The following is a 13,309-nucleotide window of genomic DNA, read 5'->3' on the forward strand; positions in this document are numbered from 1 at the left end:
CACGGAATTCGGCCAACAGGCCGCTGCCTGACAGACGTCTAAAAGTCCGGCTGCACCGCGCTGCAGCCGGGCAAATGTGAACACAGCCGGTCCGTGCGATCCCTAGGGGATGCAGACCACCGGCGGCAACAAGAGAAGCGAACCGTTCCATGTTGCGATTCCTGCTCATGCGCATAGCCTCAGCCATACCCGTGCTCCTGATCCTGAGCGTGGTGACTTTCGCCATTATCCAGGCACCGCCGGGAGACTATGCTGACTATATCCGCTCGCAATTGATGAACCAGGGCGGCGCATCCTTCGCCCAGGCTGACGCCCAGGCACAGGCTTACCGCCAGGAGCATGGTCTCGATAAGCCGATGGTCGTGCAATATTTCAACTGGATCGGCGGCATCGTCACCAGGGGCGATTTCGGCTACAGCATGTTCTACAACAAGCCGGTTGGCGACGTTGTCGGCGAGCGTCTGCCGCGCACTTTGCTGCTCGCCCTCGTTTGCCACATCCTGGCGTCTATCCTCGGCATCGGCTTCGGCATTTGGGCGGCGACGCGACAATATAGCTGGATCGATAGCCTGCTCTCCGGCATCTCCTTCCTCGGCATGACGGTGCCGCGCTTTCTGATGGCGCTGATCATCGTCTATATCCTCGTCTTCCAGCTCAACGTCTCGGAAATCGGCAGTTTCTATTCGCCGCAATATGGTGGCGCGCCGTGGTCCTGGGGTAAGTTCGTCGATCTCGTCAAACATGTCTGGCCGGTCGTGGCGATCGCCACCTTCGGCGGGCTCGCCTATAATATGCGCGTCATGCGGGGCAATCTGCTCGACACGCTGAATGCGCAATATGTCGAGACCGCCCGCGCCAAGGGTCTGTCCGGCGGCGCCGTCGTCATGCGCCATGCCGTTCCGAACGCGCTCCATCCGCTCGTCATGTATCAGGGCGTCGTACTGCCCTACATGCTGACCGGCGAGATCGAGACCGCCATCATCTTCGCGCTGCCGACCGTCGGTCCGGCGATCGTTGGCTCCATGGCGGTCGGCGACGTGTATGTCACCGCCACCTTCATGCTGGTGCTGTCGGCGACACTGATCGTCGGCAACATCATTGCCGATGTTCTGCTCGCCCTGCTCGATCCCCGCGTGCGCCAACAGGGAGGGATCAGCTGATGCTCGCCTTCAACACATCCCCACCACCGCTTGAAGAAAAAATAACGCTGAAAGGCGGCAATGAGAGCTATATCGCGCTTGTCTGGCGACGTCTGAAGCGCTCCTGGACCGGCATGGGCGGCCTGATCCTCGTCGTTCTGCTGCTCCTGATGGCGCTCTTTGCCGAGTTCATTTCACCCGACGATCCCAAGGCGACCGATACCGGCTTTGCGCCGCCGCAGGTGATCAGCTTTCACGACAAGGATGGCAATTTCGTCTTCCAGCCGCGCGTCTATGCGCTGGCCGAGACCGACGAACTCGATCCCGTCACCTTCCAGCCAGTGGTCGGGCCGGACTACAACAATCCCCGTCTGCTCGGCTTCTTCGTCAAGGGTGCGCCCTATAAACTCTTCGGCCTGATCCCGGGCGACCGCCATCTCTTCGGGTCGACCGATGGGCAGCCAGTGCATTTTCTCGGCACCGACAAGTTCGGCCGCGATGTCCTATCCCGTGCCATCTATGGTTCGCGCATCTCCTTGATGATCGCGTTGACCGTCGTCTTCATCGTCACCGTCGTCGGAACGACAGTGGGCATGGTGTCCGGATATTTCGGCGGCACCCTTGATACCTGGATCCAACGTTTCGTCGAACTGGTGCTCGCCTTTCCGCAATTGCCGCTCTATCTGGCGCTGACCTCGCTCATCCCGGTGACGGCGCCGACCAATGTCTTCCTCGCCTTCGTCATCGTCGTCATGTCGGCGCTCGGCTGGGCACAGATGTCGCGTGAGGTGCGTGGCAAGACCATGGCCCTGGCCAGGATAGAGTATGTGCGCGCCGCAATGGCGGTCGGGGCGACCGATCGGCGCATCATCCTGCAGCATATCTTTCCGAACGTGATGAGCCACGTCATCGTCGCCGTGACGCTGGCAATCCCGAGCGTGGTGCTGCTCGAATCCTTCCTCGGTTTTCTCGGCTTTGCGGTCAAGCCGCCGCTGATCTCCTGGGGGCTGATGTTGCAGGACACGTCTACCTATTCGGTTATTGGCTCCTATCCCTGGATCCTCTCGCCCGTCGCCTTCGTGCTCGTCACCGTCTTTGCGTTCAACGCGCTTGGCGACGGCTTACGCGACGCGATCGACCCCTATTGAGAGGAGACAGATCATGACCCTCACACTCGTCAACCCCTTCGCTCCCGACATCAGGCTCGATGCCGCCGGCAAAACAGTGTCGCCCGTCATCGACGCCCGCAATGTCGCGGTCAAATTCAAGGTCGAGGACGGTATCATCGATGCCGTCAAGGACATCTCCTTCCAGCTCTATCGCGGCGAAACCATCGCCATCGTCGGAGAATCCGGCTCGGGAAAATCGGTGACCGCCCGTACGATCATGGGGCTGCTTACCAAGCGCGCCGTGGTCTCGGAAAAATCGAGCGTCAACTACGACGGCAAGAATGTCCTGAAATTCTCCGAGCGCGCCCGGCGGCAGTTGCGTGGCGACCGCATCTCGATGATCTTCCAGGAGCCGATGAGCTCGCTCAACCCGATCTATACGATCGGCGGCCAGATCGTCGAGGCAATCCGCGTCCACCGCAAGGTTAGCCGGCGCGAGGCGGAAAAACGGGCGCTAGACCTGCTCAAGCAGGTGCAGATCCCCGATCCCGAGGCCCGGCTCAGACAATATCCGCACCAACTTTCCGGCGGGCAGCGCCAGCGCGTGATGATCGCCATGGCGCTCGCCAATGATCCGGACGTGCTGATCGCCGACGAGCCGACGACCGCGCTCGACGTGACCGTGCAGGCGCAAATCCTGAATCTCATCCGCAACCTGCAAAAGCAGCTCGGCATGGCGGTGATCCTGATCACCCACGATCTAACGGTCGTCCGGCAGTTCTCCGACTATGTCTATGTCATGCAGCATGGCGAGATGCGCGAGCACAATACGACCGAAGAGCTCTTCGCCCATCCGCAGCATCCCTATACGCGGCATCTGCTTGCCTCAGAGCCGCGGGGGCAGGCAAAGCCGCTGCCGCCGGATTGCGGCACGATCCTTGAGGGCAAGTCCGTGAAGGTCGCCTTCATGCTGCGCCATGGCGGCCTGTTCAAGCCGGACCTGCGCGAGCTTGTCGCCGTCGGTGGTCTGAGCCTGGAGCTTCGCCGCCACGAAACGCTTGGCCTTGTCGGTGAATCCGGCTCCGGCAAGACCACGTTCGGGCAGGCGCTGCTGCGGCTGATCGATGCCGACAGCGGCGAGATCTATTTCGCCGGCCAGGCGATCCAAGGCCGCTCGCGCGCCGAGATGCGGCCGCTGCGCTCGCGTATGCAAGTCGTTTTCCAGGATCCATTCTCTTCGCTCAACCCGCGCATGACCATCGGCCAGATCATTTCCGAGGGGCTGGTGGTCAACAACATCGGCGCCAACAAGGCCGAGCGGCTGGAGCGGGTGAAGGAAGCGCTGGTGAGCGCCGGCATGCCGTCGAATATCCTGTCGCGCTTCCCGCACGAATTTTCCGGCGGCCAGCGCCAGCGCATCGCCATCGCCCGTGCCATCGCGCTCGAGCCGGAATTCATTCTGCTCGACGAGCCGACCTCGGCGCTCGATCTCTCCGTCCAGGCACAGATCATCGACCTCCTGCGCAAGCTGCAGGATGAGCGGGGCCTGAGTTACCTTTTCATCTCGCACGACCTCAAGGTTGTCCGCGCCCTTTGCCATCGCGTCATCGTCATGCAGCACGGCAAGATCGTGGAAGAAGGACCGGTCGACGACGTTCTTTCCCATCCCAAGACCGCCTACACCGAACGCCTCGTCAAAGCGGCGTTCGAGGTAGCTTCCTAGCATTCAGGAGATTTCAAATGACAGGCAATCCCAAGATCACCTTTATCGGCGCCGGTTCCACCGTCTTCATGAAAAACATCATCGGCGACGTGCTGCAGCGTCCGGCGCTTTCGGGCGCTAGATTTGCGCTGATGGATTTGAACCCGCAGCGGCTGGAAGAAAGCGCCATCGTCGTGCGCAAGCTTGCCTCGACGCTTGGCGCACCGGCCACCGTCGAAACCTTTGCCGATCAGCGCAAGGCGCTGGACGGCGCTCATTTCGTCGTCGTCGCTTTCCAGATCGGCGGCTATGAGCCCTGCACGGTGACCGACTTCGAAGTGCCGAAGAAATACGGCCTGCGCCAGACGATCGCCGATACGCTCGGCGTTGGCGGTATCATGCGCGGGCTGCGCACCGTGCCGCATCTCTGGAAGATTTGCGAGGACATGCTCGCCGTCTGCCCCGAGGCGGTGATGCTGCAATATGTCAACCCGATGGCGATCAATACCTGGGCGATTGCCGAGAAGTACCCGACGATCAAGCAGGTCGGCCTCTGCCATTCCGTGCAGGGTACGGCGATGGAACTGGCCCACGATCTCGACATTCCCTATGAGGAAATTCGCTATCGCTCGGCCGGTATCAACCATATGGCCTTCTACCTGAAGTTCGAGCATCGCCAGCCGGATGGATCCTATCGCGATCTCTATCCCGATCTCGTGCGCGCCTACCGCGAGGGACGTGCGCCGAAGCCCGGCTGGAACCCGCGCTGCCCGAACAAGGTGCGCTATGAGATGCTGACACGGCTTGGCTATTTCGTCACCGAGAGCTCGGAACATTTCGCCGAATACACGCCCTATTTCATCAAGGAAGGTCGCGAGGACCTGATCGAGAAGTTCGGCATTCCGCTCGACGAATATCCGAAGCGCTGCATCGAGCAGATCGCCCGCTGGAAGAGCCAGGCTGATGAATATCGCAATGCTGACAAGATCGAGGTCACGCAATCGAAGGAATACGCCTCTTCGATCATCAACTCGGTCTGGACCGGCGAGCCCTCGGTGATCTATGGCAACGTCCGCAACAATGGCTGCATCACCTCGTTGCCCTATAATTGCGCCGCCGAGGTTCCCTGCCTGGTCGATGCCTCAGGCATCCAGCCGACCTTCATCGGCGATCTGCCGCCGCAACTGACCGCGCTCATCCGCACCAACATAAATGTGCAGGAATTGACCGTTCAGGCCTTGATGACTGAGAACCGTGAGCACATTTACCACGCGGCAATGATGGACCCGCATACGGCCGCCGAGCTCGATCTCGACCAGATCTGGTCGCTCACCGATGATCTGCTGGCCGCGCACGGTGACTGGTTGCCGGAATGGGCGCGCGGCGCCCGCAAGGTTCAGGCCGCCTGAAACCACCCTCTCCCGGTTTTTGCGGCCGGAAGGGCCCCGCAGCATCGCTGCGGGGCCTCGCCTTTTTAGCCTTGGCTAAGAAGGTGAAAATCCAAAACCCTCTATTTTCCAAACCGATATCGGATGGAAAAGCCGATCCGACTGCGCTAGAAACGACAGCAAATCTTGGGAGAGAGCAAAGACATGGCCAGTTCGGATATTTTCAGCAGCGGAACCTTCGTCGGACGTGTATGGCGTCCGGATGTGAAGGGGCCGGCCCTTGTCGTCGTCCGTGACGGTGCTCTTTACGACATCACCTCAAAGGACGCGCCGACCATGCGCGACCTGTTGGAAAAGGATGATCCGGTATCCTTTGTCCACGCGCAAAAGGGCGAAGCCGTCGCCAGGCTCGATGACTTGCTCGCTGCCAAGGCCGACAACTCGGTGGTCCATCTTCTCGCTCCCATCGACCTGCAGGCGATCAAGGCCTGCGGCGTCACCTTCGCCCGGTCGATGCTCGAACGTGTCATCGAGGAGCGTGCCGCCGGCAACCCGGATCTTGCGGAATCGATCCGCGGCAAGGTCACGGCCCTGATCGGTGACAGCCTGCGCAATCTGAAGGCCGGCTCACCGGAGGCCGCGAAGGTCAAGGCGGCGCTGATCGAGGAGGGAGTGTGGTCGCAATATCTTGAGGTTGGCATCGGCCCGGACGCCGAGGTCTTCTCGAAGTCGCAGGTCATGTCGTCAATGGGCCCAGGCGCCGATGTCGGCCTGCATCCGATCTCGAAGTGGAATAATCCCGAGCCGGAAATCGTGCTCGCCGTTGATAGCCAAGGCCGCGTCAGGGGGGCGACGCTCGGCAACGACGTCAACCTGCGGGATGTCGAAGGACGCTCGGCGCTGCTGCTCGGCAAGGCGAAGGACAACAATGCCTCTTGCTCGATCGGCCCCTTCATCCGCCTGTTCGACGAGACTTATACGCTCGATGATGTGCGCAATGCCGATCTCGACCTCAAGGTCGAAGGCGAGGACGGCTATGTCCTGCACGGCCGCTCGTCGATGAAGGAGATCAGTCGCGATCCGCTCGACCTCGTCTCCCAGACCATAGGCCGCCATCATCAATATCCCGATGGTTTCGTGCTGTTCATGGGCACCCTTTTTGCGCCGGTGGAGGATCGCGATACGCCGGGGCAGGGCTTCACCCACAAGATCGGCGACATCGTCACCATTTCCAACGACAGGCTTGGGGCGCTCCGAAATCGCGTGCTGCTGTCGACGGAATGCGCGCCCTGGACCTTCGGCGTGTCGCATCTGATGCGCAACCTGGCTGGGCGCGGGCTGATTTGATGGGGAATTAGAGCAATTCCAGGAAAAGTGCGCAGCGGTTTTCCGTCCGGAATTGCGTCAAAACAATAGGATAGAGCGGCGAAGCGATTCCGTGAAGCGCTGAAACGCTCTAGGGTGGGGTTCGGCTGGCGTCGGCCCGTCCTCTTTCAATCGAATGCGCTATAGGCTGTATGGATGGCCATGGCGTCTCACTGCATCACAGACACACCAGCTTCCTCTGCTGCCTTGATAAGTGCCTCTCGCGCGGCGGATGGCTGGACCGTACCCATCATCGCGTCGAGGCACACTTTTATCGCAGCCAGATACTCTTCACCGTCGTCGATCGGCCAATGTTCCAGCAGCGTCTCAGTGGCGGCCTGTACCGAATTGACACGCCGATATTCCCCAGCGCCTTCCATCACCAATGTCACGGCAGGGAAGGGCCGCAAAGTGTCCCGTTTCAAAACGCAATACCTCCAAAGCACACATACTTTGGTAACCTTGCAAAATACGTTCCGGAGTGGGGTGCCATCATCGCGCTGGTATCGTCAAAAGGTGATTAGGGGCTCTGGCGTCTGCGTCGGGATGCAGTTTGAGACGGGCCGATAAGGACAATCGGGCGGCAAGTCGTCACAGCTAAAGGCAGGGGAAACATAAGAATCCCGAATAGACTCTATCAGATCGTATGTTTGCGCATGCGCTGACCTACGCACAAATGGTCAGGCAGGACCTACGGGCTACGGGCGCCTGTCAAAAACGTTGCTCTCAATGCGTCGACATCGAGTGCGGTTGCTGCTGGCGGCTGCGGGCAGCGGTGAGTTCGGAGGTGGTGTGATTGAGGCGGTCGGCGAGGACGCGCATGATTTCTACGGCCATTTCGGGGAAATCGCTCAGCAGCTTCAGGAAGTGTTCCTTGCTGATCTTCAGTGCTTCCAGCCGCGATGTCGCCTTGACGGTGGCGGTACGGGAGACATCACAGAGAATGGCGATCTCACCGACGATGGAGTTGATATCGACTTCGGCGACCTTGATCTCGCCGGCGGGACTATCGACAAGAATATCAGCAGTTCCTGAAAGAACAACGTAGGCCGCGTCGCCCTGGTCGCCCTGATGAAACAACGCCTGACCGGCATTATAGCTGACGCGATCCGAGGTAAATGCCAACAATTTCAATTTTGCGGGTGCGATGCGCGCAAAAATCGGCACCCGTTTCAGCATTTCAACTTCGTCCTTCAGAAGCATGAGCTTCAAATCCCCGGTTTCAGGCCCCAGATATCCCCGCGCAATAGGATATTACGATAACAGTTCTTTGAACATCCCGTTTTTTTCTAAAAGATCGGTCGTTGTGCCGCTTTCAACCAGGCTGCCATGGTTGAAGACCAGAACGCGATCGAACAGCTCGGCAAAATTCGGGTTGGACAGTACCCAGATGAGTGCTGGCTTATCCGCGCTCCTGTCGAGTTCTGTCAGGATGGAGCGGAGGATCTGATCCTGGATACGATGGTCGAGCGCTGGCAACGGGCGGTTGCAGATGATGTAGTCGGCCCGCTTCAGCAGGGCACGGCCAAGATTGAGTTTCTGCCGCTGCACGTTGGTCAATCGCTTGCCGCCGGACCCGACATCGAAGTCCAGCCCGATTGACAGCACGCTGTCCTGCATGCCGAGCCGTTCGAACACGTCGTACATGATGGAGTGAATACGCTCGGGCGCGTTCGCCTGTTGATGGGCGATCCTGCCGAACAGCACGTTGTCCATCAATGTCGCCGAGGCGGTGAAACGCTCCGGATCGTAGCGCTCGATCACCTCGGCAAGATCGGCCGGGATATGCTCGTAGAACTTGATCCGCGTCGTGACGATCTTCTCCATCAGCGTCTGGGTCAAAAGACCGAAGCGGTGGCGAGGTTCGATATAGGAGAAGCTGAGGCGGATGATGGCTGCCCGTTCGTCAGGCGAAGCGGCGGAGAAGCCCTTGCCGTTCAGCTTCTGCAATAGCGCCTCGTAGGTCGGAATATCTTCCGGTGTCATGAAGGTGAGCTGCTGGAAGAAAGGGTGGTCCGGAGGCAGGTCGGTGAAGAGCTCGACGGCGTTTTCCGCGATTTCCAGGCCCATGTCGTAGAGGTCGGTATTGAGGCCGGTCTCGGTGAACAATTGCTGGAAATAGGGGTGCGCAGCAAGCTTGCGATTGGTCATCTGCGGTCGCTTCAGCGTGCCGAACAGTAGGTTTTCGCCGACTGTCGCCTGCGGATTATAGGCATCGAATTCGAAGGGCACGACAAGCCCTTCGAGATTTTCCTCCTTCAGCCTCACGCGCAGCGCCTGGCGCAGCTCGACGATGCGCGAGGTGAGATCCTCATGCGCCACCGTGTCGACAGTCGAGCGTAGCGCCATGTCGAGGATATCCTGGGACATGGCCACGACATCGAGAACGGGACGAATGGCGGCATAGATATCGTTCGGACCGGTGGCGCCGGCGGCGGCATAATCGACCCAGTCGCTGTTAAGGTCCAGCTCCGGATTGCCGGCGCGCCGCGCTTCGATCATCTGCCACTTGAGCTTGTTGGCTGCTTTCTCGTCATAAGTCGCCGCGGTCAATGGCGCGTGCTTCAGGCCATAGAGAAGATTGCTGCGCAACGTCCCGTGGAAAAAGAAGGTATCCGATGAGGCATAGGCAATGCGCCGCCCCGTCAGCGATTCCGGCAATTCCAGCAGATCGTGGCCGTCAATAGTGGTCCGACCGGTATCCGGCCGGACAAGCCGGCCTAGCGCCTCGGCAAGATATTCGCCACCGGCGCCGCTTTCGCCGACGATCGCCACCGTCTCGCCGGGATTGATCTCGACGGAAACGTGGTCCAGCACGCGGGCACCGCTGTCATCGACGACGGTGATATTGGTGGCGACCAGCGGATGGGTAATACGACCTGCGGGAGCGGGTGAGACAAGCTGGATCTTCGGATCGATCAGGCCATCGACGCTGAACTGTTCGACCACCTGATTGTATTTGACCTGAACGTCCTGGCGCGACTGATCCCAGTCGATGAGTTCCTTCAACGGCCCCGGCAGGTCCTTATAGGCGTTGATGACGGCGACGAGCTGACCGATATCGAGCCGGCCCTGCAGCGCTAGAAAACCGCCGATCGAATAAAACAGGAAGGGTGTCACCTGGGCGAGGAAGTTGTTGATGAATTTCACCATGAACTTCCACTGGTAGAGATCGTAGCGGATCGAGAAGATCAGCCCGAGGCGAGCGGCAATGTCGGCGCGCTCCAGATTGGAGGTGTCGTTGGCATGGATCGTGCCGATACCTTCGACGATTTCGCCGACGCGGCCAGACAGTTCGCGCGCGGTCAATTGCCGCTGGCGCCCGAGTTCGAGCAGCCGCTTACGCATGCGCGGAATGACGATTGCCTGCACCACGACGATGGCTGCGGCGATCATGCCCAGCCAGAAATTTTGCATGATGATGAAGATCAGCGCAGTGATCGCCTGGCCGCCGAGCAGGGCCGGCTGCACAAAAGCGTCGCCGGTGAAGCCGCCCATCGGCTCGACTTCGTCCTTGATCATGGTGGCGATCTCAGCGGGCTTCACCCGCTTGAAATGCGCCGGCGGGAAACGCAGCACGCGGTCGATCAGCTCGAAGCGAATGCGGCGCAGCATGCGCTCGCCGAGACGGCCTTTATAGGTGTTGATGTAGAGCTTGAAGAGGCCGTTGAGGACGACCAGCGCCAGGAATACCAGGCTGAGTGCGATCAGCATCCAGAAGCGCGTGAGATGCAGGCCCTCGAATACCTCGATATGCCCGATCAGGGGCAGGTCGAAGGCGATATGCATGAAGGTCTGGGTGTCGCCGGGATGCTCGAAACCTTTGCCCTGGATAGGCCCGTTGACGATCTGCTTCGGCAAGTCGAAAGACAGAAAGTACGGGATCATCGAAGCGGCGACGATCGTCAGTATCCAAATCTGCTCCAGCCGGGTGTTCGACCAGATGTAACGCGCTAGGCTTTTTTCCATCGCTTATTGCATGCTTCCAAATTCAACAGTCTTCGCCGTCAATGCCGGCGCCGATGTTGCAGAGGTGCGGGAGGAGTTCATTTTGGATGCGCGGCCCCATATCGAAAACGGGACGCCCCCGGTCTCTCGCCCAGGTTCCTCCCGATTCATTGATTTCCCATTTTATATCACAAGATTGCGGAAAACGAGGGGGGCAAAACGACGAGGAGAAGTGACAGACCGTCACCGCGAATTTCACTATAATTGACGGATGATTGCGGAGGTCTTTTCGGTGCCGGTGAGGTCGATATCAAGGGTCGACGGCTTCGGTTGCGAGAGTGCCTTGTCGATGGTCCCGACGAGCTGATCCGTCGTCAGTCCCGCTTCCGGCAACGCCAGCGCCAGCCCTAGATTCTCCAGTCGCTCGGCGCGCACGGACTGCTCGGTTTCGCCGCCGGCGGTGAACGGCACCAGGATGGAGCGGCAACCGGTGACAAGGAGATCGCCGACCGTGTTGTAGCCTGCCTGCGAGATCGACAGCTCCGCACCTCTGAGCAGAGATGGGAAATCCTTGCGGAAACGGACGACCTCAACGTTACCGGGCGCATCCGCGGTCAAAGTGGCGAAGTCCTGTTCCGGCAGGTTCGGCCCGGTCACCAGCAGCCAGCGGCGGTTGATCGCGATCCGGCTTGCCGCCTCAAGCGACGCGCGGATCAGGTCGCGCCCAACCGCGCCGCCGCCGGCGGAAACGACGATGTCGAAGATCTCGGTCGGCTCGGGCGGCAAGGGCGGGGCGACGATGCCGGTATAGGTGATCTTGTCGGAAATGGCGGCAGTCAGCGGAAATGTCTCCTCCAGCCGGACGAAGTTCGGATCGCCATGGACCAGAACACCGTCGAAATGATCGCGCAGCAGGCCCACGGTCTCCTCGTCGCGCCCCGGCTTTTTCTGCTGCTGCAGGATATCGCGCACTGAACTGTAGAGCCTCGGCTTCGGTTTGGCCGATGCAATGGCATCAAGTAGCGGCAACAGCTCGAAGCGCATTTGGCGGCGGCCGAAGGGAAAGGCCTCTATGATGACGACATCAGGCGCGGCCGTGTGGAACGCATCCAGCAACAAGTTTCGGCGAGCGGACAAAAACTCCTCGCCGACAGCCTTCCCCGACTGATCGGCAAGGCCGGAAAAACCGGCGCTGCTGGCGACGACCGGCGGCAGGGTGACCGAGTTGACGTCTGGGCCGGGAAAGCCGTTCACCGGCACGCCGCCTGTGACGACCGTCACGAGACAGCCGTCCTTCGCCATCGCGCTGGCAATGCGGCTGGCGCGAGCAAGATGGCCGATGCCAAGCAGGTGCTGGACATAAAAGAACACACGGGGGGACGACTTATGGGAGGCTGTCATGCCGATTTCCGCCATTGCTCTTCTTTTTGCCACTGCTCCTCGAACAGCCGTGTCAATTGCCGAATACTGGAATGATGGTCGAAATGCTCACGCACGCGCTTTTCGGCAGCATCGCCAAGCCGGCGGCGCAGCGCCGGATCGCGGATCGCCTGTTCCAGTGCCGCCGCCAGCGCCTTTGGGTCTTCCGGCGGCACGACGAAGCCGTTCTCGCCATCGGTCAGCAGTTCCGGCACGCCGGAAATATTGGTGGAGAGGCAGGGGAGGCGCTGGCTGGAAGCCTCGACCAGCACATTCGGCAGGCCATCGCGGTCGCCATCGGCTGCGACCCGGCAGGCAAGCGCGAAGAGATCCGCCTGACGGTAATGCGCCAGCACCTCCTCCTGCGCCAACGCACCCTTCCAGGTGATGCGATCGGCAATGCCGAGCGTGTCGGCAAGCACCTTCAGCTTCGCCAGCCCATCACCGCCGCCAATATGGGTAAAGCGCCAATGAAGATCGGCGGGCAGCAGCGCCAGCGCCCTCAAAAGCACGTCATAGCCTTTCTTCTCGACCGCGCGGCCGACGCTGAGAAGGAGGGCGGGATCGGAGGCCTGCGAGCCGTCGCGGCCGGAATGCTCACCTGCGAAGGGGCCGAAGCGGGCGAGATCGAGGCCATGATAGCTCAGATGCACGTGGTCGGGCATCGACGTCAGATCGCGCATGTGCTCATAGCCACTGCGGGTGCAAGTGACCGTCCAACGGGCACGCCCGAGCTTTTCCGACAGCTCCCAGTCCGGCGAGGTCCAGATATCCTTGGCATGTGCGGAACAGGTCCAGGGAATGCCGGTCATGATGCTGGCATAGGCCGTCACCGAGGCGGGCGTATGGATGAAATGCGCGTGCAGCCATTCGCCATTGTCGGGCCATTCATGCGCCAGCACCAGCGCCTGGCCGAAGCGGCGAAAGCGATTCGGCGTGATGTCCCGCTTGAGATCGGCCCAGAACTGCTTCAGCAACGGCTTGAAGCCGGGCTTGCCGATGCCGGCGAAGAAAGCGCGCAATACGCGCAGCGGCTCGTCGTGGAGATATTCCGGCAGGTAGACGACCCGCGCCTTGATCTCGTCATGGACGGGATGGCGCTTCTTGTCCGTCGGCCTGCGCATCGAAATCAATGTCAGGTCGAAGCCGGCCCGCTCCAGGCCAAGCAGCTCCTGCGCGATGAAGGTCTCGGACAGGCGGGGGTAGCCCTTGAGGACCACCAGGATCTTTTTGCGCATC

10 protein-coding genes are annotated in these 13,309 nt (G+C 60.4%); 5 read left to right on the forward strand and 5 right to left on the reverse strand.

Annotation, left to right across the window (positions count from 1 at the left end):
* Positions 1 to 149 precede the first annotated feature (149 nt).
* The 5 genes from AB6803_RS01140 (at position 150) to AB6803_RS01160 (ending at position 6,685) form a co-directional block, all read left to right on the forward strand.
* On the forward strand, positions 150 to 1,160 hold the full coding sequence (locus tag AB6803_RS01140) for an ABC transporter permease (RefSeq protein ID WP_371107136.1): 1,011 nt from the start codon (positions 150 to 152) through the stop codon (positions 1,158 to 1,160).
* A complete protein-coding gene (locus tag AB6803_RS01145; RefSeq protein WP_371107137.1) occupies positions 1,160 to 2,287 on the forward strand; it encodes an ABC transporter permease in 1,128 nt (375 codons plus the stop codon). The genes AB6803_RS01140 and AB6803_RS01145 overlap by 1 nt, the downstream gene beginning before the upstream one ends.
* 13 nt (positions 2,288 to 2,300) lie before the next feature.
* Positions 2,301 to 3,971 (forward strand): ABC transporter ATP-binding protein, encoded by a 1,671-nt coding sequence (locus AB6803_RS01150; protein WP_371107138.1) that lies wholly within the window; start codon positions 2,301 to 2,303, stop codon positions 3,969 to 3,971.
* Between the two features lie 17 nt (positions 3,972 to 3,988).
* Positions 3,989 to 5,359: an alpha-glucosidase/alpha-galactosidase gene (locus tag AB6803_RS01155; RefSeq protein WP_371107139.1), complete on the forward strand. Its 1,371-nt coding sequence runs from the start codon at positions 3,989 to 3,991 to the stop codon at positions 5,357 to 5,359.
* A gap of 183 nt (positions 5,360 to 5,542) precedes the next feature.
* Entirely contained in the window at positions 5,543 to 6,685 is a 1,143-nt protein-coding gene (locus AB6803_RS01160) for a fumarylacetoacetate hydrolase family protein (RefSeq protein WP_371107140.1), read from the forward strand.
* 188 nt (positions 6,686 to 6,873) lie between these two features.
* Here the strand turns inward: AB6803_RS01160 and AB6803_RS01165 are convergent, their stop codons facing one another.
* The 5 genes from AB6803_RS01165 to AB6803_RS01185 all read right to left on the reverse strand — a co-directional run bounded on the left by AB6803_RS01165 (position 6,874) and on the right by AB6803_RS01185 (position 13,308).
* Positions 6,874 to 7,128, reverse strand: coding sequence for a DUF982 domain-containing protein (locus AB6803_RS01165; RefSeq protein WP_371107141.1), 255 nt, complete (start codon positions 7,126 to 7,128; stop codon positions 6,874 to 6,876).
* Positions 7,129 to 7,429: 301 nt separating this feature from the next.
* Positions 7,430 to 7,906, reverse strand: coding sequence for a cyclic nucleotide-binding domain-containing protein (locus tag AB6803_RS01170; RefSeq protein ID WP_037220261.1), 477 nt, complete (start codon positions 7,904 to 7,906; stop codon positions 7,430 to 7,432).
* Between the two features lie 51 nt (positions 7,907 to 7,957).
* Positions 7,958 to 10,672, reverse strand: a complete 2,715-nt coding sequence (locus AB6803_RS01175; protein ID WP_371107142.1) for an ABC transporter transmembrane domain-containing protein — start codon at positions 10,670 to 10,672, stop codon at positions 7,958 to 7,960.
* 237 nt (positions 10,673 to 10,909) lie between these two features.
* Positions 10,910 to 12,052 carry a glycosyltransferase family protein gene (locus AB6803_RS01180; protein WP_371107143.1) on the reverse strand — a complete coding sequence of 381 codons (1,143 nt, stop codon included), beginning with the start codon at positions 12,050 to 12,052 and terminating at the stop codon, positions 10,910 to 10,912.
* Complete coding sequence (locus tag AB6803_RS01185) at positions 12,049 to 13,308, reverse strand: glycosyltransferase family 4 protein (RefSeq protein WP_371107144.1); 1,260 nt, start codon at positions 13,306 to 13,308, stop codon at positions 12,049 to 12,051. Before AB6803_RS01185 ends, AB6803_RS01180 begins: the two co-directional genes overlap by 4 nt.
* Between the last annotated feature and the right edge of the window lies 1 nt (position 13,309).

Origin of the sequence: Rhizobium sp. RCC_161_2 (assembly GCF_041355235.1) — a bacterium.
Taxonomy (GTDB): domain Bacteria; phylum Pseudomonadota; class Alphaproteobacteria; order Rhizobiales; family Rhizobiaceae; genus Rhizobium.